This window comes from Agrobacterium fabrum str. C58 (assembly GCF_000092025.1).
Taxonomy (GTDB): domain Bacteria; phylum Pseudomonadota; class Alphaproteobacteria; order Rhizobiales; family Rhizobiaceae; genus Agrobacterium; species Agrobacterium fabrum.
The window spans coordinates 1,089,483-1,111,234 of record NC_003062.2 but is presented as its reverse complement, the minus strand read 5'-3'; the positions used below and the strand labels follow the sequence as shown (position 1 = coordinate 1,111,234).

Sequence of the window (21,752 nt, the reverse complement as noted above, 5' to 3'; positions counted from 1 at the left end):
AACGGCGCCATGATTACGATTACCGATCTTTCCGCCCGCATCGCCGGGCGTCTGCTTCTTGACCATGCCAGCGTGGCGCTTCCCGCCGGTGTGAAGGCGGGTCTCGTCGGCCGCAACGGCGCCGGAAAATCCACCCTGTTCCGGATCATCACCGGCGATCTTGCGGCGGAAGGCGGTTCGGTGACGATCCCGAAACTCGCCCGCATCGGCCAGGTGGCACAGGAAGCGCCGGGCACGGAGGAATCACTGATTTCCATCGTGCTTGCCGCCGACAAGGAGCGCAGCGCGCTTTTGGCCGAAGCGGAAACCGCAACCGATCCTCACCGGATCGCTGAAATCCAGATGCGGCTTGTCGATATCGATGCCCATTCGGCGGAAGCGCGCGCCTCCAGCATTCTCGCCGGTCTCGGCTTCGATCACGAGGCGCAGCTTCGGCCCGCCTCCTCCTTCTCCGGCGGCTGGCGCATGCGCGTGGCGCTCGCCTCGGTGCTGTTTGCCGAACCGGACCTGTTGCTGCTCGACGAGCCGACCAACTATCTCGACCTCGAAGGCACGCTCTGGCTGGAAGACTATATCCGGCGTTATCCGCATACCGTCATCATCATCAGCCATGACCGCGATCTTCTCAACAATGCCGTCAATTCCATCGTGCATCTGGACCAGAAGAAGCTGACCTTCTATCGCGGTGGTTACGACCAGTTCGAGCGGCAGAAGGCCGAGGCTGACGAATTGCAGATGAAGGCCAAGGTCAAGAACGATGCTGCACGCAAACATCTGCAAAGCTTCATCGACCGTTTCCGCGCCAAGGCCACCAAGGCACGCCAGGCCCAGAGCCGCATCAAGGCGCTGGAGCGCATGGGCACCGTTGCCGCCGTGATCGAGGATCACGTCCAGCCGATCACGTTTCCCGAGCCGGAAAAGCAGCCCGCCTCCCCCATCGTCGCCATCAATGGCGGTGCCGTCGGTTACGAGCCGGGCAAATCCATCCTGAAACAGCTTAATCTCAGGATCGACAATGACGACCGCATCGCGCTGCTCGGCTCGAACGGCAACGGCAAATCGACCTTCGCGAAATTCATCTCCGGCCGGCTTGCCCCGCAGGCGGGCGATCTTCGTGTGGCCTCGGGGCTCAAGATCGGTTTCTTCGCACAGCATCAGCTCGACGACCTCGTGCCGGATGAAACGCCCGTCGAACATGTGCGCAAGCTGATGCCGCTCGCTCCTGAAGCGCAGGTTCGTGCTCGCGTGGCGCAGATGGGCCTTGCAACGGAAAAAATGTCGACGGCGGCGAAGGACTTGTCCGGTGGTGAAAAGGCCCGGCTGCTGATGGGGCTTGCCGCCTTCCATGCGCCGAACCTGCTGATCCTCGACGAACCGACCAACCATCTCGACATCGACAGCCGCCGGGCGCTGATCGAGGCGCTGAACGATTATAGCGGCGCGGTCATCCTCATCTCGCACGACCGCCACCTGATCGAAGCGACGGTGGACCGGCTGTGGCTGGTAGCCGACGGCACGGTCAAGACCTTCGAAGGCGACATGGAGGAATATCGCGATCTCGTTATTTCGTCCGGCAGGAAGAAGGACGACAAGACCGAGGCCGCTGCCGACCAGACCTCGAAAGCCGACCAGCGCAAGGCCAATGCAGAAAAGCGCGCCCAGCTGGCGCCGCTCAAGAAAAAGATCAACGAAATCGAGTCCCTGACGGCAAAGCTTGAGAAACTGATTCAGGCGCTCGACAAGGAGTTGGCGGACCCTGCTTTGTACGAAAAAGCACCCGCCAAGGCCGCGCTGAAGGTGAAGGAGCGCGGCGAGGCCGCGAGCAAGCTTTCGGACGCCGAGGAGCAATGGCTGATGCTTTCGAGCGAATACGAGGATGCCATGGCGCAGTGATGCGCGATAGTGCCGAGCGTCCGGCGGCCTCAAGCCGCCGGAGCGTATCTGACGGTGCTTATTTCGCGCCGATGGCGTTGAGACCTTCGCGGGCGCATTCGGCATCAATCGCACCCGACGGTGCGCCGCCGACACCGATGCCGCCGACCAGCGCATCGCCGATCTTGATCGGCAGGCCGCCTGCCTGAATGACCAGGCGCTCATCCATGTTGCGAAGGCCATCATTGGCGGGCTTGGAGGCGATGAATTCCGCGATTTCGCCGATGTCACGTCCAAGCGATGCGGCTGCGAAAGCCTTGCCGGTTGCGCTGGGGACGGTGTGCGGGCCGGAACCATCCGCCTTCAGCACGGTCTTGGTGGCACCATCACGGGTGACGATGGCAACGGTGACGGCATTGCCCTTGGCGGAGCAAGCCTGAAGCGCTGCCTTGGTCGCTTTTTCCGCCATGTCGAGCGGCAGATAGGGCGCGGTCGGCAGCGTTTGCGCCAAGGCGGCTGAAGGAGCGATCAGAGCGGAGACGATGAGAAGGGTGCGGATCATGAAAAGGTCCTCTTGTTTGATGAGGACCCCAGATTAGGCGGACGACGCGAACCTGCGAATCCGTAAGATTTGCCGGCTGCTCGGTAGTTTTACTGATCCGCGCCGGCTTCCAGCCACAACCGCGTCATTTCTGCCTGCGAGGTGGTGCCGAGCTTGAGGCCGATAGCGGCGCGATGGCTGTCCACCGTGCGCGGCGACAGGCCAAGCCCATCGGCGATCTGGCGCGAGGTGAAACCGAGTGCGATACGTTCGAGGATTTCACGCTCACGTGCGGTCAGCAGCGCTAAAAGCGCCCTCGTCTCGGCATGCAGCGCTTTTGCGTCGAGCGTGCTGGCCAATATCCGGTGCGCCTTCTGGATCGCATCGATAAGATCCTGCTCATCTACGGGCTTGGAGAGAAAATCCACTGCGCCATTGTGAAAGGCACGGCGGCAGGCTTCGATATTGCCATGGCCGGAAATGACGATGACCGGCCAGTCGACACCCTCCTCCGCCAGCTTTTCCTGCAGCTTCAATCCGGTGATGGCAGGCATGCGGATATCGAAAATGAGGCAGCCCGGCTCGAGAGCGGGCAATTGACCGAGAAAAACCACCGGATCGGCAAAGCCCTTCGCCTTGATGCCTACGGTGGACAGGAGCAATATCAGCGCCTTGCGCACGGCGTCATCGTCATCAACGAGATAGACGGGCAGCGTCATGGGTTCCGCGCCTCCGCCGCGACAGGAAAGATGACGCGGAAAAGCGCGCCATTCTCACTGTCGACGTAGAGAATTTCACCGCCGGCGCGCTCCACCAGTCTTTGGCTGAGGGCAAGCCCCAGACCCATGCCGTCCTTTTTCGTGGTTACGAAAGGCGTAAACAGGCGGTCGCGCAAATCCGGTGCGACGCCGGGGCCATTATCGGCCACCTCGAACACGGCGAAATCACCTTTTCGGCTCAATCTGGCGGTGATGGCTTTCCTGCCTTCGACGTCCGTGGGCGCATCAAGAGCATTACGCAGCAGATTGAACATCACCTGCTCCATTTCCACAGGATCGGCCCGCACCGAAAGCGGCGTCTCCGGCATGGCGATATCGATGCTGGCCGCGTGCCGTGCCGCCTCACCGGCAAGCAGCGCATCGACATTGCGCAAGGCGGCGCGCAGATCATGCGCGGCGGCCGGTTGACGGTGCGGCAGCGACCAATTGCGAAACCGGACGAGCATGTTGGCCGCACTTCGCGCCTGATCGATCATGTCATCCAGAGCGCCGGAAAGGGCCACCGTATCCTGGCGGGCAAGCAACCGTCGCCCGGCCTGCGCCTGCGCCAATATCGCCGTCAAAGGCTGGGTCAGCTCATGCGCCAGACCGCTCGCCATCTCACCCAGCGCATTGACCCGCGAGGCATGGGTAAGCCTTGCTTCCATGCCGCTCAGTTCGGCCCGTCTTTCGGCGGCACGCATGCGCGTCCGCTGTTTCGCCATCATGATGCCCAGCAGGAAAACCATGGTAGCGCCGACCATTCCCGCCAACAGGGCGCGGCCCGGCAGAAGATCCCGCCAGGTGATCGAAAGAGCGGCTTCGAGAAGCAGCGGCTGGGTGGCGCTGCTCAACTGCCGGACATATTGCGGCTTTTCCGGCAATGTCGGTGGACCATACAATATCGTGCCATCCGGCATTTTCAGACGGATCACCGCCTGTTTCGTCGACCAGAAAGGATCATCGGATGCCAGAAGTCGCGCCGCGTCGATTGCGAGCACCAGAACCTTCGACGCCGTCTCGCTGTTGGGACTGCGCTTGACGATCATGTAATGCCCGGGCCGGAGAGCGCTTGCCACCAGAACCGGGTGGCCGGAAAACACCAATGCCGCCTTGCGGATGACTATCGCCAGCTCGTTTTCCAATGGCCGGGTGCCAACCACGGGGCCTCCCTCATTGAGGGACACCAGCTGAAGCTCATCAATGCGCGGATAAAACTGCAGAATGGGAGCGGCAACGTCGAGCAGCAAACCGTAATCCGCGCCCTGCTCGGCCTGCGCCACCGCCGAAAGCGCGGTGACATGGGCGTCATGCTGGTCGGCCCGGCGGGACACCTCGGCCTGCAATGCGTCGCTCTGCCGCTCCAGCTCGCCGAGCAAGCTGACATATTGGTAAGCCGCCAGTGCAGAAATGACGGCCGCCATCAGCAGCGCCCAGACCAGAATCACCCCTGGCAAGGACCATATTGCCTGCGGGCGCGGATCGTCCGGCAAGGGCTGAGCCGGTTTTCCGGGCATGTCACTCCATGCATCGTCGTTTTCAGGCATCGTCATTTTCAGGCATTGGCTCACTCGCGTGACCGGAAAAAGCGGTCGCACCATCGGTTCGTCAAGGAACATTCCTCAGCACAGACCGGGGAAACATTCAATCCGGCTACGACGGAATTCATGCCCTCGCCATTGGCCGGTGAGGTTCCCGACGCGCTAGGCGTATGCCCGGCGGGGCAGCAACCGATCAAGCGGCACGGCGGGCGAATAAAGATAACCCTGACCGAAACGAATGCCCATTTGCATGAGAATCCGGCACTGTTCTTCGGTTTCTATGCCTTCCGTTACAAGCTTGGCGCCGTAGCGCTCGGCGCTTTCGAAGGCGAGCACGACGGCGTCCCTGAACCGTGCCTGATCGAGCCGGGATGTCATCCATTGATCGATCTTGACCTCCTCGAAGGGAAATCTTGCCAGCAGGGTGAGCGCGGCATAACCGGTGCCGAAATCATCCAGCGCCAGCCGGACACCTGCGGCAATCAACGTATCGAAATTCTGCTGCACGGAATCTGTGGTCGGCATCCTGCTCATCTCCGTCACCTCGATCGACAGGCGATGCGCAGGCACCGTCATCTCCTGCAGCAACGCCACCACCCGGTCTGCAAAACACGCGGTCGCAAAAGACGAGGCGGAAATATTCACCGCCAGATGAAAATCCGGATCGAGGCCAGGCAGTTCGGCGAGGTCGCGGACCACCGCTTCGATGGTTGACCACTCGAATTCCACGAGCAGCCGGTGGCGTTCGGCAATTTCCAGCACATAATAGGGCGAAAGCGCCTGCCCATGCGTATCGATCGCCCGCAAGAGCGCTTCGGCGCCGATCATGCGGCGATTGTGAATTTCAAACTTCGGCTGGTAAAATATCGGCGGCTTTCCATTTTTGATCCAGCGGACCAGCATCTGGCGCACGCCCTCGTCCCGCGCCGCTTTCTCGGCGAAAGAAAAGGGAAAAATCTGCACGGGATTTTCACTCCGCCTCAGCGCCAGGCTGAGATGTCTGAGAAAGGAGGCCACGTTCTGGTGCGAGACCATTTCCAGATTAGCCGCCCCGATTTTAAGATGCGGAACCGGTCCTGCCTCAGCAGACCGGAAAAAGGCGATCAATCCCTCGTGGAGATGCAAGACGAGGCCGGCGCTTTCCGACTTCTCCAGCGAAACTCCCTCGATGACAACCGCAAGTGTCGCGTCGCCGAACATGAAGCTGCGCGGGTCATTAAATTTCGACAACAGCCCATTCTCACCATCGCAGATTTCCCGCGCCAGTTTTGGCCAGAAGAGATCGGCCCAATCATCGCCCTGATAGGCCGCGACATCAGCGATATTGACGATTTCGATCAGGAGGAGAGCGTGCGGCACGGCCGGCGCCTGACGAGTCGTCATTTCGATATGGTCTTTGAGGGCGCGCCGGTTGGGCAGACCGGTCAGAGAATCCGTCCGCGCCGCAACCTCGCGTTTTTTCACCGCTTCACGCGCCCGCGCTTCGCTACGCAGGAGCAGGAAGAGACAGGCGATCATCGGCAGGCCGACGGTCGCGCCGACAATACGCCGTCCAACATTGCTCAAAAACACGTCCTGACCGACCATGCCAAGACCATAGGTCAGGCAAATCGCGAACAGCGCGGCGAAAATCCTGATCGCAAAAACCCCGGCGATCTCCCGCATGCCAAGTTCGGTCAGACGGCGCCGGCGCATCCAGCCATATATGGCGATGCCGAAAGCGGAAATAACGCTCATATCCAGAAAAGCCGCGCCAAAGAGGGCCGGACCACCGAACAGGAAGCGCCCGGCGGAAATCAGCGCCAGACTTATCAACCCGCCCTGCCAGGACCCGACTACCCCCGCCAGAAACAACAGATCCGAACGAATATAAGGCTTGGAGGGCAGTTGAATGAACTCGGACACCAGCAGCGTCAGCAGAAAGCCGGTCGCTCCAAAAACAACTCCATAGTAAATTTTATACCGGACGTCATCGAAAGCTATGTGTCGTTGCAGAAGCATCAGCATGGACACCATGCCAACCACGGCTGCGGCCTGAAGCAGCAGAAATGGCAGTTCGGCGGCCGATGCGGCCGCTTGAGCGACGATCAATTCCATCATCTGCGATTCACCGTAAAATATCGGCGCCGGCACCGGAACTTCAGCATCTGGCAATCAAAAATCCCACTGCTACGCAGGGAAAGTATAAGATTACCACCATTCGCCCCGTTGGCCCATGCCACTCGAACAGCGAGCCGGAAATAAAACCCTCACGCGCCCCACCCGCCTAAAGAAACCAATATAAAAACAAACTTATAAAACAATAATTCAAAAATTCGTCTTTAAACTTATCATTTAAGATTGCACTAGGGCAACGACAAAAATAAACGTTAACAACAATACTTGTGAAATTTAAAATCATCTGAATTTTCGAATATACATTCAAATATTCTGCCATGGCATTGCGATATGAAAAATGACGCCTCGTGCGGAGACGATCGCCTTGCCCCTTCGGTTGTTTCTGCTAAAAACCTGTAAAGTCACACTTTATCCCATGAAGCACTCAAACGGATCCCTCTCCATGTCAGCCACCAAGCTTGCCATTGTCGGCGTCGGCAAAATCGTTCGCGACCAGCATCTCCCCGCCATCGCAGGCAATCCGGATTTCGAATTGATCTGCACCGCCAGCCGCCACGGCACCGTGGACGGTGTTTCTTCCTATGGCACCATCGAGGCCATGTTGGAGGCGGAGCCGGCAATCAATGCGGTTTCGCTGTGCATGCCGCCGCAATATCGTTACGAGGCAGCTTACGCGGCGCTGAATGCCGGCAAGCATGTTTTCCTTGAAAAGCCACCGGGTGCTACGCTTTCGGAGGTGCAGGATCTCGCTCGTCTGGCGGATTCGAAGGGTCTTTCGCTGTTTGCCAGCTGGCATTCCCGTTATGCGCCGGCGGTGGAGGCGGCGAAGGCGTTTCTGGCCTCGACGACAATCGACAGCGTGCATGTCATCTGGAAAGAGGATGTCCGCCACTGGCACCCGAACCAAGCCTGGATCTGGCAGGCGGGCGGTCTCGGCGTGTTCGATCCCGGGATCAATGCGCTGTCGATCATCACCCATATCCTGCCGCGCGCACTGTTCCTGACCAAGGCGACGCTGGAATTCCCGGAAAACCGAGACGCCCCGATTGCCGCCGACCTGCATTTTTCCGACGTTGAAAAAACGCCCGTCCATGCCGAATTCGACTGGCGCCAGACCGGCAAGCAGAGCTGGGATATCGTTGCTGAAACGGCAGCGGGACGGATGGTGCTTTCGGAAGGCGGCGCAAAGCTCTCGATCAACGGCGAGGAAAAACTGTCCCAGCCGGAACGGGAATATCCGGCCCTTTACGAACGCTTCGCCGAAATCATCAAGGCGGGCCGCTCCGACGTCGATCTCGCGCCGCTGACCCATGTGGCCGATGCCTTCCTGCTCGGCCGCCATAAATTCGTGGATTCGTTCTACGACTGAGAAGCCTCAACGCTTCCAGACATACAAGCCTCAGAGGGCGCGGCTGACAAAGCGGTCGCGCCCTGATTTTTTGGCCTGATAGAGGGCTTCGTCGACGCTGCGCAGCAGTGTCGGGCGATCGGCACCGGCCTGCGGCGCAATTGCGCCGCCGATGCTGAGACGTGCAAGCACGTCTTCGCCCTCCACATGAAACGGCTGCCGAAACGCTTCAAGCAGCCTTTCCGCCAGACTGCCAATGACGGACGCCGACATCGGACGCGGAACGAATATCGCGAATTCGTCACCACCCATGCGGACGACCGTATCTTCAGCTCTGACAACGTCGCGAATGCGTGCGGCCGCCTCGACAAGCACCTTGTCTCCTGCAGCATGACCCAGCGTATCGTTGATGGCCTTGAAACCGTCGAGATCGAGATAAAGAACACCAAAGGTTTCCCTCTCGCAAAGCGCTGCGCCAAGTTCTAGGTCAACGATGGCATCCAGAGCCTTGCGGTTATAGAAACCCGTGAGAGGATCGGTCATGGCCGCGTCGCGCAATTCACGAGCGGCAAGGCTCATGGTGAAATTGGCCTTTTGCAGTCTCAGAAGCGCTCCGGCAAGTGTTGCGAAATATCTCAGATTGTCGATCTCGGCCGGTGAATATTCACGCACGTTGGGGTCGAGCAGGCAGAAGGTGCCGACAACGAGACCGGGCTCAAGTTCGATCGGCGCGCCCGCATAAGAGCGCAACTCAGGGCTACCTTTCACATAGGGAAGCCAGCCGAATTCCGGGTGGACGCTCAGATCAGACACCGTCAAAACATTCTGTGTCACGACCACGCGGTCGCAGATGGCGATATCCCGGGAGCACTCCTGAAATTGCAGGCCCGCTTGCTCGGCGATATGCAGCCAGTCCTCGTCCAGAATGTGAACCGCCGCGCGCGCCACGTCGAATACGCCCTGTGCCAGCTGGGAGATTGCCCTCAATTCGTCAGTTTCGGCATTCTTGAAGGCGACAACCGACCGCACGGCCACAAGACGCTCCACCTCCCGATCCGGTCTAGAAATCGCCTGTCCCATGCCAGATCCTTCTATTTTACCGCGCCGCAAACGCTTTTGCCCTGCGCCGCCGATTACTTAAGCACTTCATAAAGCAAAAGGTTGCAAGCGACGCCACATGCGATTTCTTACCAGTCCATTCCAGTGGGCTGGTCTGAATATGGCCGGGCGGCAGTCAGGCCTTTTTTTGCCAGCGACCTTCGGGAGATTGCTGCCAATAGGTCAGCGAATGCCCCTCTGCCTTCAGCGTTTTCCAGTGGTTACGCGCCATTTCCAGCTGGTAGGCGTCGTATCCGTCGAACATGAAGACGACGCGCTCATAGGTCTCCACCGCTAGCGGCTCGGCGCCGTCGACCAGAAAGCGTACGTTCGCCGCATTGCCGTTCTCGCTCGACGCCGTCAGAAGAATCGGCTGGTTCTGCGGCGCTGACGACGCATCGGTGGCGTGCGGCAGGAAACTATCGTCACGAAAGGTCCACAGATGCGTGTCGAGGAAATCACGACGCTCATCGTCGACAGTCTGGATCGCGACCTTCCAGCCGCGTTCCAGCGATTTCTCGAGCAAAGGCGGCAGCGCATCCTCCAGCTTCGATTCCGTCAGATGGTAGAACAGAATTTCAGTCATTCGCAGACGCGCCGCTCCGCTCGCTTCAATCTTCGTAATGGGCACGAACGAGTTCGTTCAGCAGACGCACACCGTAGCCCGATCCCCAGGACTGGTTGATCTCGGTCAGCGGCGAGCCCATGGCAGTACCGGCGATATCAAGATGCGCCCACGGCGTTTCGCCAACGAAACGCTTGAGGAACTGCGCGGCGGTGACGGAACCCGCCAGTCGGCCGGAGCTGTTCTTCATATCGGCGAATTTGGAATCGATGATCTTGTCGTAGTCCTTGCCGAGCGGCATGCGCCACAGCTTCTCGGCCGTCGCCTCTCCCGCCTCCGCAAGCCGTGTAGCCAGTTCGTCGTCGTTGGAGAAAAGACCGGCCTGGAGATTGCCGAGCGCAACGGTAATCGCGCCGGTCAGTGTGGCGAGGTTGATCATGAATTTCGGGTTGAAGCGATCCTTGGTGTACCAGAGCGCATCGGCCAGAACCAGCCGGCCCTCGGCATCGGTATTGATGATCTCGATGGTCTGGCCGGACATGGAGGTGACGATATCGCCGGGACGCTGGGCATTGCCATCAGGCATGTTTTCCACAAGGCCGATGACGCCGATCACGTTTGCCTTGGCCTTGCGGGCTGCGAGCACATGCATCAGGCCGGTCACCGCCGCAGCCCCGCCCATGTCGCCCTTCATGTCTTCCATGCCGAGGCCGGGCTTCAGCGAAATACCGCCGGTGTCGAAAACGACGCCCTTGCCGACGAAGGCAATGGGTTCATCTTTCTTGGAACCACCGTTCCACTGCATGACTGCCAGCCGCGGCGGGCGAGCCGAACCCTGCGCAACACCGAGAAGTGCATTCATGCCGAGCTTCTTCAGCTCCTTTTCGCCGAGGATTTCGACATCGACGCCGAGCTTGCGCAGCTCCTCCGCCTTTTCGGCGAATTCGACCGGGCCAAGCACATTCGGCGGCAGGTTGACGAGGTCACGCGCCAGAATCACGCCGCCCGCAATGGCTTCCGACACGGCAGAGGCCTTTTCCGCGTCCTTATGGGCGGCGGTTACGATGGTGACATCGACTTTCTTCGGTGTCTTTTCATCGTCGGATTTCTTCTTGGTCTTATAGGCATCGAAACTATAGGCGCGCAGCAGGAGGCCAAGCGCGAAATCCGCAGCCGCTTCGGCGCTCACCTCAACGCCCGGGGCATCTAGGTAGATAACGACCTTGTCCGCTTTCTTGAAATGGGCAGCCGCGGTGCCGCCGGCGCGCAGCCAGTCATGGGCGACCAGCTTCGACGGCTTGCCGAGCCCGATGACGAGCAGACGGTCGGCGGACGAACCCTGCGGCGCGATGACGTCGAGCGTCGCCATCGACTTTGCGGAAAAGCCGGAAATCTTCGATGCCCTCTCGATCACACCACCCGGATCAGCCTCGGAAGCACCGGCAACGGCCTGCGCCTCGCCCGAGGCCTGCAGCACGATGGCCAGGGCATTTTCCAGCGAGGCGGAATTGGCGAAAGAAATATCGAATTTAGCGGACATGTTTTCCTGCTCTTCTTGGACGACTTGCACGATGCGCGTGATCATGGCCTTTTCGGCCCGGGGCGCAACCCGCATTCTTTAAAGGCCTACAGTCGTTAAAGGAAAGGCATTTTTGTGGAAGACGACATCACGTCATGAAACCGACAGCTTGTTCCACAAAAAGACACAGGGCGTGGAAAAATCATCGCGCAAAACATATTTGTGAGCATGCCGGAATAGCCAATTGCCAACGATGCGATTAGATAGGCGGAAATTCGGCGAGCGATCGCACGTAAAAACAATATCGAACAGGGCCGTATGAAGCTTCTCGAGAACTATATCCTGCGGCGGACAACGCAGATGTTTCTGGTCGCGCTGCTGCCGGTGCTGGCCATCATCTGGACCATCCAGGTTCTCCAGAGAATCAATCTCGTGACCGATACGGGCCAGTCGATGGGTTCCTTCATGGCGCTCGCGACGATGATCTTGCCGACGCTTATCCCCGTCGTGCTGCCGTTTGCGCTTGTCATCGGCATCACCCAGATCTTCACGACGATGAACAATGATTCCGAGCTTGCCATCATCGATGCGGCCGGAGCGCCGCGTTCAGTGATGTATCGCCCGGTTCTCATTCTGGCCGCCGTTCTGAGCCTGTTTTCCTTCACCATCACCAATTTCATCGAGCCGCCAGCGCGCAACTCCGCCCGGCAGATGGTGGCCGCCGCTTATGCCGACTTGCTGTCTTCGGTCATCGAGGAAAAGACCTTCCGCACCATTCAGGACGGCCTTTACGTGCAGATCGCCCAGCGGCAGGGCCGTATCCTCAAGGGCCTGTTCGTGGCCGACCGCCGCGATCCGAATTTCGACCTCATCTATTATGCCAAGGAAGGCATGATCGATGAAAGCGGCACGTCGCTGACCATGCGGGACGGCGAAGTGCAGCAGAAGACGCCCGACGGCAAGGTCTCGATCGTCAAGTTCCTGTCTTACGCCTTCGACCTTTCGACCATGTCGGAAAAGCAGGATTCGGAGCCGTCGCTTTCGCCCGGTGACGCTAGCCTCGGCTTCCTTCTCTCACCGGACGAGAACAATGCGAGCTACAAGCGCTCGCCGGAGACCTTCCGCAGCGAGTTGCACAAGCGCCTGTCGGACTGGATGTTCGCCTTCTCCTTCGCGCTGATTTCGCTCGCCATCGCAGCCGATTCCCGGTCGCACCGCGAAGCACGCCTGCATCCGATGGTCGCCGCGCTGGTGACTGCCTTCATGCTGCGCTGGCTCGGTTTTTACGTCACCAATCAGGTCAAGCAGAGTGCTGCCTTCATTCCGCTGGTCTATGCCGTGCCGGGGCTCAGCGGTGCTGCTGCCGCCTTCGTGCTGATGACCGGCCGCAAGCCGAAAATGCCGAAGGTGATCGTGGATGCGGCGGGTCGCCTGCGCCGTCTCTTCTCCAGCCGGATGGTGAAAAACCCGGGGAGCGGTAACACATGATTTTCAACACGCTCGCCCGGTATTTCCTGAAGCGATATCTGATGACGACCATCTGGTTCGTGCTCGGCGTATCGTCGATCATCTATCTCGCCGATTTCAGCGAGACGGCACGGCGTATGTCCGGCCTGCCCGGTTATTCCGTGCCGGCTGCGCTTGGCCTGACCGCGCTTCGCCTGCCGCTGATCCTGCAGCAGACCGTTCCTTTCATCGCGCTTTTCGTCGGCATGACGACGCTGATCTCGCTCAACCGGCGTTACGAACTGGTGGTGACGCGTGCCGCGGGCATTTCCGCCTGGCAATTCATCCTCCCCTTCGTGCTCGGCGCGGTTTTCATCGGCATCCTGTCCGTTATGGTCCTCAACCCCATCGCCGCGTGGGGCCAGAACAAGTCGCTGGCCATGGAAGCCGGCCTGCGCAACGACGCAGGTGGCGGCCGCCAGCAGGAGATCATTCCGTGGATGCGCCAGTCGAGCGGCGGCAAGGATACGATCATCGGCGCCAAGAGCTTCGAAGACAACGGAACGATGCTTCTCGACGTGGTTCTCATCGACGTCGACAAGGACGGAAACATCGTCTCGCGGAAGGATGCGAAGTCGGCTAAATTGGAAGATGGTTACTGGCTTCTTAACGGCGTTTCAGAAACGCGCGCCGGACATGTGCCAGTTCGGCAAGAAAGCATGCAGATCAGTACCAATCTGAGACGGGAGTTCGTCCAGGAGCGTATGACGCAGACGGAAACCGTTGCTTTCTTTGACCTTTCTCACAAGATCGAAGTTGCAAAGTCCTTTGGACTATCTTCAAAGGCGCTTGAGACGCAGTATCATTTCCTGCTATCGACGCCCCTTCTTCTGGTCGCGATGACCTTGATCGCCGCGACCGTTTCATTAAAGTTCAGCCGCTTCGCCCAGTCGCGCTCCGTGATTCTGGGTGGAATCGTTTCCGGCTTCGTGCTTTATGTAGTAACCGTGCTCGTAAGGGCATTCGGGAGTGGTGGTGTTGTCCCTCCCACCGTTGCGGTCTGGGTTCCAGTTATCGTGGCGTTGGCTTTGGGGGCAACCATTCTGCTTCATCAGGAGGACGGCTAGTGGCGGTATATGACCGCGGGAATATCAGGCGGCTTTGGACGGCCCTTCTGACAGGTGCCGCTGTGTGCGCGTATTTGGCATCCAGCCCGGTCGCTTTCGGCCAGGATGGACTGCTTGCGTCGGCAAGCCAAGACGATTCGAAACTCCTGCTTACAGCAAATGAACTGACCTATAACCGCGATTCCCAGCGCGTCATCGCGAAGGGTGTGGTTCGCATGAATTATTCGGGCTACCGCATGGTGGCCCAGCAAGTGGAATACAACCAGCAGACCGGTCGCGTGATTGCCCATGGCAACATCGAACTGATCGAGCCGGGCGGCAACAAGATCTATGCCGACGAAATGGACGTCACCGACGATTTCGGCCAGGGCTTCGTGAATGCCCTGCGCGTTGAGACCACGGATAATACCCGTATCGCGGGTGAAAGCGCTGAGCGTCTCAACAGCGACACGATGGTCCTCAATAACGGCGTTTACACCGCCTGCCTGCCCTGCGCCGAACGCCCCGAAAAGGCGCCGCTGTGGCAGGTCAAGGCTGAGCGCGTCATTCAGGACGGCAAGACCCATACGGTGCGGCTGGAAAAGGCCCGCCTGCAACTCTTCGGCCATTCGATCGCTTATATCCCGTTCCTCACGGTTCCGGATAATACGGTCAAGCGGAAGTCCGGTTTCCTGTTCCCGCAGATGAGTATGACCAACAAGCTCGGCTTCGGTATCGGTGTTCCCTATTTCCAGGTTCTGTCCGATACGTCCGACCTCACGGTCACGCCGACCTACTACACAAAACAGGGTCTGCTCCTTCAGGCCGAATTGCGCCAGCGTTTCGAGACCGGCATGCACACGCTGACGATTGCCGGCATCAGCCAGCAGTCTTCGGATACCTTCATCTCCGGAACGAGTGACGCGTTGAACGATCAGCGCGGCATGGTGGCGACCAAGGGTGATTTCAGGATCAACCCACGCTGGGCTTTCGGCTGGGACGCCATGGTGCAGTCCGACAACAATTTCTCGCGTACCTATAGCCTGAAGGGCTACAAGAACGACGTCCAGACCAATCAGATTTATCTGACGGGCACTGGCGAGCGTAACAGCTTCGATGCCCGCGGTTATTACTTCAATGTGCAGGACACGGATAATTCGGAGCTGAAGGAACGCAAGCAGGCGATCGTTCATCCTGTTGTAGACTATCGTTACTTCCTGCCGGATCCGATCTATGGCGGCGAACTTTCGCTGACGACGAACTTCACGAGCATCAGCCGCTCGACGCAGGATTCCTACGCGATGGGCGGTTTCCCGCGCTTCAACGGTCTGGAAGGGTCGTATACGCGCTGGACCACCGAAGCGGAATGGAAGCGCACCATCACGATGGATAGCGGCCTGCAGATCACGCCGATCCTTGCGGCGCGCGGCGACGCGCTGTGGACCGACATGACCGCGGCTAGCTTCACCTCCGGCGGTACGTCCTATGCCTATGAAGGCATGATCAATGACGACGCAGCGTTGCGCGGCATGGTTACCGGCGGCCTCGAACTGCGTTACCCATGGCTATTCACGGCGCTGAACAGCAATCACGTCATCGAGCCGATCGCGCAAATCTTCGTGCGGCCGAACGAACAATATGCCGGTCGTTTCCCGAACGAGGATGCGCAGGCCTTCGTGTTCGACGCCACCAACCTGTTCGAGCGTGACAAGTTCTCCGGCTTCGACCGGATCGAAGGCGGCACGCGTGCGAATATTGGCTTCCGTTATAACGGCACGTTCGACAATGGTTACGGCATCCGCGCCATTGCCGGTCAGTCCTTCCATCTGGCGGGCGAAAATTCCTTCGCCTCCTACGACCTGCTGAATGTCGGCGCCAATTCCGGCCTCGAATCCGATCGTTCGGATTATGTCGCCATGGCCGCCTTCGATGCACCGATCGGTCTTTCGCTGTCCTCGAGCCTGCGTCTCGACAAGGACAATTTCGAAATCAACCGGTCTGAAACGGGCATCAGCTATTCGGATCGCCGCATCAACGGCAAGCTCAGCTATACGCAGGTCAAGGCACAGCCGGAATACGGATATAACGAAAACCGCGATATCATCCAGGCTTCCGGTTCGCTGCGCATGGACGACAACTGGTCGCTGTTCGGCTCGATCAATTACGATCTGAACGGAAAATTTGCCGCAGAGCGTCGTATCGGCATTGCCTATCAGGACGAATGCACGATCTTGACGGTCAGCTATTCCGACGAGGGCAATATCAATTCCAGCCGTCAGGCCGCCAATGACTGGTCGATCAATGCGCGCCTCGCCTTCCGCACGCTCGGCGACGTCAGCGTCGGTTCGGCCAATGAGGACTGGAACGACATGGACATCGGCTGGAAACCAAACAACTACTGAGTTTAAAGGCAGGTCACGCAGCATCGTGGCCTGCCTTTTTGCCATTTGCTCAGTAAAGCCACGGTTTTGCCGCAACAACACGCCAGTGTCGGCCGGACATGAAACCTATAGGGTTTTCTTTCAACAAACCGACACATTGCCGTCTTGCGGATCGCGATGATATATACGTGGCAAATTCGCGGTGCGGATGCGCAGGTGCAGGTCTGAAAAGCCGGGGAGTTGAATACTCCCCGCTTCGGGCGGAACAGATTGGCGGAACAGGGCAAGGACCCTGGCCGACGAAAGGGAGAAGCATATGATGAATTTCGGAAAGTCGGCTTTGCGTGGCGCTGCTTTTGCCTTTGCGATTTTCGCCGTTCCCATGGCCGTTGTGCCTTATGCCGGCCAGGCCTTCGCCGACAGTACCGTCAAGATCGTCGTCAACAAGACGCCCATCACCAACGATGATATTGCAAGACGTGTTGCCTTCCTGAAGCTGCAGCGCCAGTCGGGCAATCTCAACGAAAAAGCTCGCGAACAGCTGGTCGACGAGGCTCTGAAGCGCGAAGAGATTGCGCGCGTGAAGATGTCGGTCAGTACGCAGGACGTCGATGCAGCCTTCGCGCGATTTGCCGGCAATAATAAAATGAAGCCCGAGCAACTGACAAAAGTTCTTGCACAGGCGGGTGTTGGCGCCGAGCACTTCAAAGCCTTCATCGCCGTTCAGATGAGCTGGCCGCGCCTCGTCAACGCCCGTTATGGCGCCCGCGGCAAGATGTCGAACCAGGATCTCGTCACCCGCCTGAAGGAACGCGGCGAAAAGCCCGTAACCACGGAATATTTTCTGCAGCAGGTCATCTTCGTCATCCCGGAAGCAAAGCGCAACGCCATCACCGGCAAGCGCAAGGCCGAGGCAGAAGCCTCGCGCAAGCGTTATCCTGGCTGCGACCAGGCCATGAGCTTTGCCGCGACCATGCGTGACGTGGCGATCAAGGATCTCGGACGCATTCTCGCGCCGGAACTGCCGGAAGACTGGAAGGCGCTGGTGGAGAAAACCAAGGAAGGCGGCACCACCGGCACGCGTGTGACCGAGAAGGGCGTCGAATATCTGGCCATCTGCAAGCAACGTCAGGTTTCCGACGACTATGCCGCGGAAATGGTGTTCAAGTCTGAAGACCTGATGAAGGCCAAGGACGGCGAAAACCCGAACGAGAAGAAATATATCGAGGAACTGCGCAAGAAGGCGCAGATCGTCAACACCTGATATTGATACGAGAGCCGGGTCTTTCCGTGACACATGCATCCCTGCCGCTTGCCCTGACCCAGGGAGATCCAGCCGGTATCGGCCCCGATATCGCCATCAACGCCTGGGCAAAGCGCAGGGAGAACGGCGTGCCGCCATTTATCTTCATCGGCGATCCCGATGTGGTGGCGAGCCGTGCGGCGCTGATCGGCGTGCCGGTCAATATCGAGACCTGCGATCCGGAAAGCGCCGTTAGCCTGTTCGAGCGCGCTTTCCCCATCCTTCCTCTTCCTGTCGGGTTTGACGTGCAGGCGGGTCAGCCGCATGTCGGCGCTGCCCACGCGACGATCAAGGCCATCGAGATGGCCGTTTCCCTGACGGTTGAAGGCAGGGCTGCGGCTGTCGTCACCAATCCGATTGCGAAATCCGTGCTTTACGAAGCCGGATTCGGTTTTCCCGGCCATACGGAATTCCTGGCCGATCTCGCGCTGCGTCAGACGGGCAAGCCGGTAACACCGGTGATGATGATCGCCGGCCCCAAGGTTCGGGTCGTGCCTGTCACTATCCATATCCCTATCAAGGATGTGCCAACCGCGCTGACTGAAGAGCTGATTGTAACAACCTGCCGCATTATCGATACGGACCTTCGGGAAAAATTCGGGATCGCGGCGCCACGCCTCGCCGTCGCCGGTCTCAACCCGCATGCGGGTGAAGATGGCGCGCTCGGCACCGAGGATCGTGATGTGGTTCATCCCGCGACCATACGGTTGCGGAAGGACGGCATCGACGCCTTCGGCCCCCTGCCCGCCGACACCATGTTCCACGATGCCGCCCGCAAGCGTTATGACGTGGCGGTGTGCATGTATCACGATCAGGCACTCATTCCGGCCAAGGCGCTCGGCTTTGACGATTCGGTCAATGTCACGCTCGGCCTGCCCTTCATCCGCACGTCACCCGACCATGGCACTGCCTTCGGCATTGCCGGCCAGGGCATTGCCAGTGAGACGAGCCTTGTCGCGGCGCTGAAGATGGCAGCGGAGATTTATGCCCGCAGCCGGGTTGGCGCGTAATGGCCGCCATCGATGGACTGCCGCCGCTGCGCGATGTCATCCAGCGCCACGGGCTCGATGCGAAGAAATCGCTTGGTCAGAATTTCCTGTTCGACCTCAACCTGACCCAGAAGATCGCCCGCACCGCCGGACCGCTCGATGGGGTGACGGTGATCGAGGTCGGTCCCGGCCCCGGCGGCCTCACCCGTGCCATTCTGTCGCTTGGCGCGAAAAAGGTCATAGCCGTCGAGCGCGACAGCCGCTGTCTGCCCGTTCTCGCGGAAATCGAAGCGCATTATCCCGGACGACTCGAGGTCATCGAGGGCGACGCGCTGAAGACGGATTTCGAGGCGCTGGTTCCCGCTGGCGAGCCTGTGCGCATCATTGCCAATCTGCCCTATAATGTCGGCACGCAATTGCTGGTCAACTGGCTACTGCCGAGGGAGTGGCCGCCCTTCTGGCTCTCCATGACGCTGATGTTCCAGAAGGAAGTGGGCCAGCGCATCGTGGCCGAAGAAGGCGACAATCACTACGGCCGCCTCGGCGTTCTCGCCGGCTGGCGCACCGTTTCCGAAATGGCCTTCGACGTTCCGCCCCAGGCCTTCAGCCCACCGCCGAAGGTGACCTCGACGGTCGTGCATCTGCTGCCCAAGGACAAGCCGTTGCCCTGCGACGTCGCCAAACTTGAAAGGGTTACGGAGGCGGCCTTCGGCCAGCGCCGCAAAATGCTGCGCCAGAGCGTCAAGAGCCTTGGTGGAGAAACCCTGCTGGAAAAGGCGGGCATCGATCCCACGCGGCGGGCGGAAACGCTCTCGGTGGAAGAATTCGTGACGCTGGCGAACTGCCTGTAAATTCTGCACTTGCTCGCTGTTCCGAACGGCGCCAAGGGCTCGTGGATACCTGCGAATAGAGGAACAAGTGCGTGGAGAGTGCCGGTTTTCACTATAAGCTCGATATTCCCGCCGGAACGCCCGATTGCGCTATCGTCCTGCTGCATGGATCGGGACGAACGGAAGATGACCTCATTTCTTTTGGCCGTGCCGTCTTTCCCACGGGTGCACTCTATGCGCCGAGAGGCGCTGTTGCCTGGGAGAATGGTTTCGCATTTTTTCGCAGAAAACCCGACAGAGAACTCGATATTGACGATCTGAAACATCAGGCAACCAGACTGTGCCACTTCGTCGCCTTTGTGTTTCAGCAAACGGGGCGAAGACCGATTCTCGTCGGATATTCGAACGGCGCGATCATCGCGGCTGAAACGATATGTCAGGCGCATCACCTGTCCAAAGGCGCCATCCTGCTTCGCCCGTTATCTCCGAGGAAGGATCAATCTCTTCCGAACCTTGCGGGGTATCCCGTACTCCTGCTTGCGGGCGCCAGCGACGATCGGCGTCACCCCTCCGATGCTCCGCATTTGTCCGAGCAACTGACGTCAGCCGGCGCTGATGCCGTGCTGGAGACGATCAATACGGGCCATGGCTGGGCGGAAGACGCGGCAGACGAAAGATTGTCACGTCAATGGCTGGCACGCTTGCCTATCGCGTAAATCAGAGCTTCGGCTCTTCCTCGAGCAATGACCGCACGAAGTCGAACATGCCGTGGCGGCGGTCGCGGCGGACGCGTTCGGCCTTGACGATCGCCTCTATGCCCTCGAAGGCGGCCTGCAGGTCGTCGTTGAGGATGACATAGTCATAGTCGCGCCAATGTTCGATCTCTGCACGGGAGTTGAGGAGGCGGGTCTTGATGACCTCTTCGCTATCTTCGGCGCGACGGTGCAGGCGTGACTGCAACTCGGTCATGGTCGGCGGCAGTATGAAGATCGAGACGACGTCGGCCTTCATCTTGTCCTGAAGCTGCTCGGCGCCCTGCCAGTCGATATCGAACAGCATGTCGCGGCCGGCGGCCATCGCCGCTTCGACCGGTTCGCGCGGCGTGCCGTAGAAATTGCCATGAACTTCTGCCCATTCCAGCAGTTCGTCACCATCGCGCATGCGCTCGAAATCACGCTTGGAGATGAAGTGGTAGTGGATGCCTTCGATCTCGCTCTGGCGGCGCGGACGTGTCGTCACACTGACGGACAGGCTGATATTCTTGTCTTTTTCGAGCAGGTTACGCGCGATCGTGGATTTGCCTGCGCCCGATGGCGAAGAAATCACCAGCATCAGCCCTCTACGGGCAATCGTGACGGGAGAATTATTCACCGGGACCATGGGGTCTACTCCAGATTTTGGACCTGTTCGCGAAACTGGTCGATCACCACTTTCAACTCTATGCCCGCTGCGGTTACCGCACTGGCATTCGATTTGGAACAGATTGTATTCGACTCGCGGTTAAATTCCTGTGCAAGAAAATCGAGCTTGCGGCCAACAGGTCCGCCATTCTCCAACAGTTCGCGTGAAGCCTGGACATGGGCGTGCAACCGGTCGATCTCTTCACGCAGATCCGCCTTAGTGGCGATCAGCGCCGCCTCGGCATGCAGGCGGTCACGGTCGAGCCCGTGCATGCCGTCACCGATGAGGGCGATCTGCTGGGCGAGCCGTGCCGCGATCTGCTCGGGCTGGCGGGATGGATCATTCTCGATGATGTCCACGAGCTGCTCGATACGGTTGATATGGCCGGAGAGGATAGCAAACAGCGATGCCCCTTCCCGCTCGCGCATGTCCTTCAGCTTTTCCACGGCAGCGGCGAAACCGGCAAGCACCTCACCATTGCGCGCTGCCTGCGCTTCAGCGTCGTCTTCCGCCTCTCGAAAATCGACCAGACCGCGCAAAGTGAGCAAGGTATCGAAGCTCAGCGGCTTGTCATCGACGACATCACCAAGCTCCTTCTTGAGTGCCAGAACGGCGGCCAGCGCATCGCGGTTGATCACGGCCTCAAGCCGGTTTTCCGCAATCGCCAGCGTCAGGCCCGCCTGAATATTGCCGCGGGAAAGATGCTCGCTCGCAATTTCGCGCAGGCCGGTTTCGAGTGCTTCAAGACCGGTCGGCAGACGCAGGCGCACATCGAGCCCCTTGCCGTTCACAGAACGCAATTCCCAGGCCCAGCGGTAACGGCCGGAGGTTCCTTCGCTGCGCGCAAAGCCGGTCATCGATTGCAATGTCATATCTGGAAGCCCCCTGTCATGCAGCGCAAAACGGGCCTTGTGGATGACAAGGCCCGGTCGAGAT

Annotated in this window: 18 protein-coding genes; 9 read left to right on the top strand and 9 right to left on the bottom strand. The window is 59.3% G+C overall.

Features of this window, described 5'->3' with window-relative positions:
- The first annotated feature begins 9 nt into the window (after positions 1-9).
- The gene (locus tag ATU_RS05525; protein WP_010971407.1) at positions 10-1,893 is read left to right on the top strand and encodes an ABC-F family ATP-binding cassette domain-containing protein; all 1,884 of its coding nucleotides are present in this window, start codon (positions 10-12) and stop codon (positions 1,891-1,893) included.
- 58 nt (positions 1,894-1,951) lie between these two features.
- Here ATU_RS05525 and ATU_RS05520 read toward each other — a convergent pair whose 3' ends face one another.
- From ATU_RS05520 to ATU_RS05505, 4 genes are all read right to left on the bottom strand, one after another.
- Positions 1,952-2,434, bottom strand: coding sequence for a GlcG/HbpS family heme-binding protein (locus ATU_RS05520; protein ID WP_010971406.1), 483 nt, complete (start codon positions 2,432-2,434; stop codon positions 1,952-1,954).
- An 89-nt stretch (positions 2,435-2,523) separates the two neighbouring features.
- Positions 2,524-3,132: a response regulator transcription factor gene (locus ATU_RS05515; RefSeq protein WP_010971405.1), complete on the bottom strand. Its 609-nt coding sequence runs from the start codon at positions 3,130-3,132 to the stop codon at positions 2,524-2,526.
- Entirely contained in the window at positions 3,129-4,790 is a 1,662-nt protein-coding gene (locus ATU_RS05510) for a sensor histidine kinase (protein ID WP_010971404.1), read from the bottom strand. Before ATU_RS05510 ends, ATU_RS05515 begins: the two co-directional genes overlap by 4 nt.
- Positions 4,791-4,874: 84 nt before the next feature.
- Positions 4,875-6,812 carry an EAL domain-containing protein gene (locus tag ATU_RS05505; protein ID WP_010971403.1) on the bottom strand — a complete coding sequence of 646 codons (1,938 nt, stop codon included), beginning with the start codon at positions 6,810-6,812 and terminating at the stop codon, positions 4,875-4,877.
- Positions 6,813-7,272: 460 nt separating this feature from the next.
- Between ATU_RS05505 and ATU_RS05500 the strand changes: the two genes are divergently transcribed.
- The gene (locus tag ATU_RS05500) at positions 7,273-8,199 is read left to right on the top strand and encodes a Gfo/Idh/MocA family protein (RefSeq protein ID WP_010971402.1); all 927 of its coding nucleotides are present in this window, start codon (positions 7,273-7,275) and stop codon (positions 8,197-8,199) included.
- A gap of 30 nt (positions 8,200-8,229) precedes the next feature.
- Here ATU_RS05500 and ATU_RS05495 read toward each other — a convergent pair whose 3' ends face one another.
- From ATU_RS05495 to ATU_RS05485, 3 genes are all read right to left on the bottom strand, one after another.
- Positions 8,230-9,258 (bottom strand): GGDEF domain-containing protein, encoded by a 1,029-nt coding sequence (locus tag ATU_RS05495; RefSeq protein WP_010971401.1) that lies wholly within the window; start codon positions 9,256-9,258, stop codon positions 8,230-8,232.
- A 154-nt stretch (positions 9,259-9,412) separates the two neighbouring features.
- A complete protein-coding gene (locus ATU_RS05490; protein ID WP_010971400.1) occupies positions 9,413-9,862 on the bottom strand; it encodes a DNA polymerase III subunit chi in 450 nt (149 codons plus the stop codon).
- Between the two features lie 25 nt (positions 9,863-9,887).
- Positions 9,888-11,381, bottom strand: coding sequence for a leucyl aminopeptidase (locus tag ATU_RS05485; protein WP_010971399.1), 1,494 nt, complete (start codon positions 11,379-11,381; stop codon positions 9,888-9,890).
- A 297-nt stretch (positions 11,382-11,678) separates the two neighbouring features.
- Here ATU_RS05485 and ATU_RS05480 point away from each other — a divergent pair, with 297 nt between their 5' ends.
- From ATU_RS05480 to ATU_RS05450, 7 genes are all read left to right on the top strand, one after another.
- On the top strand, positions 11,679-12,848 hold the full coding sequence (locus tag ATU_RS05480) for an LptF/LptG family permease (protein ID WP_010971398.1): 1,170 nt from the start codon (positions 11,679-11,681) through the stop codon (positions 12,846-12,848).
- The gene (gene lptG / locus ATU_RS05475) at positions 12,845-13,933 is read left to right on the top strand and encodes an LPS export ABC transporter permease LptG (RefSeq protein WP_006314590.1); all 1,089 of its coding nucleotides are present in this window, start codon (positions 12,845-12,847) and stop codon (positions 13,931-13,933) included. The genes ATU_RS05480 and lptG overlap by 4 nt, the downstream gene beginning before the upstream one ends.
- On the top strand, positions 13,933-16,314 hold the full coding sequence (locus ATU_RS05470) for an LPS-assembly protein LptD (RefSeq protein WP_010971397.1): 2,382 nt from the start codon (positions 13,933-13,935) through the stop codon (positions 16,312-16,314). The genes lptG and ATU_RS05470 overlap by 1 nt, the downstream gene beginning before the upstream one ends.
- Positions 16,315-16,609: 295 nt before the next feature.
- Positions 16,610-17,557, top strand: coding sequence for a SurA N-terminal domain-containing protein (locus ATU_RS05465; protein ID WP_006314587.1), 948 nt, complete (start codon positions 16,610-16,612; stop codon positions 17,555-17,557).
- 26 nt (positions 17,558-17,583) lie between these two features.
- Positions 17,584-18,606 carry a 4-hydroxythreonine-4-phosphate dehydrogenase PdxA gene (gene pdxA, locus ATU_RS05460; protein ID WP_006314586.1) on the top strand — a complete coding sequence of 341 codons (1,023 nt, stop codon included), beginning with the start codon at positions 17,584-17,586 and terminating at the stop codon, positions 18,604-18,606.
- Complete coding sequence (rsmA, locus tag ATU_RS05455) at positions 18,606-19,436, top strand: 16S rRNA (adenine(1518)-N(6)/adenine(1519)-N(6))-dimethyltransferase RsmA (RefSeq protein WP_006314585.1); 831 nt, start codon at positions 18,606-18,608, stop codon at positions 19,434-19,436. The genes pdxA and rsmA overlap by 1 nt, the downstream gene beginning before the upstream one ends.
- 71 nt (positions 19,437-19,507) lie before the next feature.
- On the top strand, positions 19,508-20,131 hold the full coding sequence (locus ATU_RS05450; protein WP_006314584.1) for an alpha/beta hydrolase: 624 nt from the start codon (positions 19,508-19,510) through the stop codon (positions 20,129-20,131).
- Position 20,132: 1 nt separating this feature from the next.
- On the opposite strand, the gene gmk is transcribed toward ATU_RS05450, so the two are convergent.
- Both gmk and ATU_RS05440 read right to left on the bottom strand, forming a co-directional pair.
- Complete coding sequence (gene gmk, locus ATU_RS05445; RefSeq protein WP_010971396.1) at positions 20,133-20,795, bottom strand: guanylate kinase; 663 nt, start codon at positions 20,793-20,795, stop codon at positions 20,133-20,135.
- A 5-nt stretch (positions 20,796-20,800) separates the two neighbouring features.
- Entirely contained in the window at positions 20,801-21,688 is an 888-nt protein-coding gene (locus tag ATU_RS05440; protein ID WP_010971395.1) for a YicC/YloC family endoribonuclease, read from the bottom strand.
- Positions 21,689-21,752: the final 64 nt, after the last annotated feature.

What these genes read in the sequence shown, in the direction of transcription:
- ATU_RS05505 (WP_010971403.1), bottom strand. Translation starts at nt 6,812, where the DNA reads ATGATGGAATTGATCGTCGCTCAAGCGGCCGCATCGGCCGCCGAACTG.
- ATU_RS05440 (WP_010971395.1), bottom strand. Translation starts at nt 21,688, where the DNA reads ATGACATTGCAATCGATGACCGGCTTTGCGCGCAGCGAAGGAACCTCC.
- ATU_RS05465 (WP_006314587.1), top strand. Translation starts at nt 16,610, where the DNA reads ATGATGAATTTCGGAAAGTCGGCTTTGCGTGGCGCTGCTTTTGCCTTT.
- ATU_RS05515 (WP_010971405.1), bottom strand. Translation starts at nt 3,132, where the DNA reads ATGACGCTGCCCGTCTATCTCGTTGATGACGATGACGCCGTGCGCAAG.
- ATU_RS05495 (WP_010971401.1), bottom strand. Translation starts at nt 9,258, where the DNA reads ATGGGACAGGCGATTTCTAGACCGGATCGGGAGGTGGAGCGTCTTGTG.
- ATU_RS05520 (WP_010971406.1), bottom strand. Translation starts at nt 2,434, where the DNA reads ATGATCCGCACCCTTCTCATCGTCTCCGCTCTGATCGCTCCTTCAGCC.
- ATU_RS05525 (WP_010971407.1), top strand. Translation starts at nt 10, where the DNA reads ATGATTACGATTACCGATCTTTCCGCCCGCATCGCCGGGCGTCTGCTT.
- lptG (WP_006314590.1), top strand. Translation starts at nt 12,845, where the DNA reads ATGATTTTCAACACGCTCGCCCGGTATTTCCTGAAGCGATATCTGATG.
- ATU_RS05490 (WP_010971400.1), bottom strand. Translation starts at nt 9,862, where the DNA reads ATGACTGAAATTCTGTTCTACCATCTGACGGAATCGAAGCTGGAGGAT.
- rsmA (WP_006314585.1), top strand. Translation starts at nt 18,606, where the DNA reads ATGGCCGCCATCGATGGACTGCCGCCGCTGCGCGATGTCATCCAGCGC.
- ATU_RS05485 (WP_010971399.1), bottom strand. Translation starts at nt 11,381, where the DNA reads ATGTCCGCTAAATTCGATATTTCTTTCGCCAATTCCGCCTCGCTGGAA.
- ATU_RS05500 (WP_010971402.1), top strand. Translation starts at nt 7,273, where the DNA reads ATGTCAGCCACCAAGCTTGCCATTGTCGGCGTCGGCAAAATCGTTCGC.
- gmk (WP_010971396.1), bottom strand. Translation starts at nt 20,795, where the DNA reads ATGGTCCCGGTGAATAATTCTCCCGTCACGATTGCCCGTAGAGGGCTG.
- ATU_RS05480 (WP_010971398.1), top strand. Translation starts at nt 11,679, where the DNA reads ATGAAGCTTCTCGAGAACTATATCCTGCGGCGGACAACGCAGATGTTT.
- ATU_RS05510 (WP_010971404.1), bottom strand. Translation starts at nt 4,790, where the DNA reads ATGTTCCTTGACGAACCGATGGTGCGACCGCTTTTTCCGGTCACGCGA.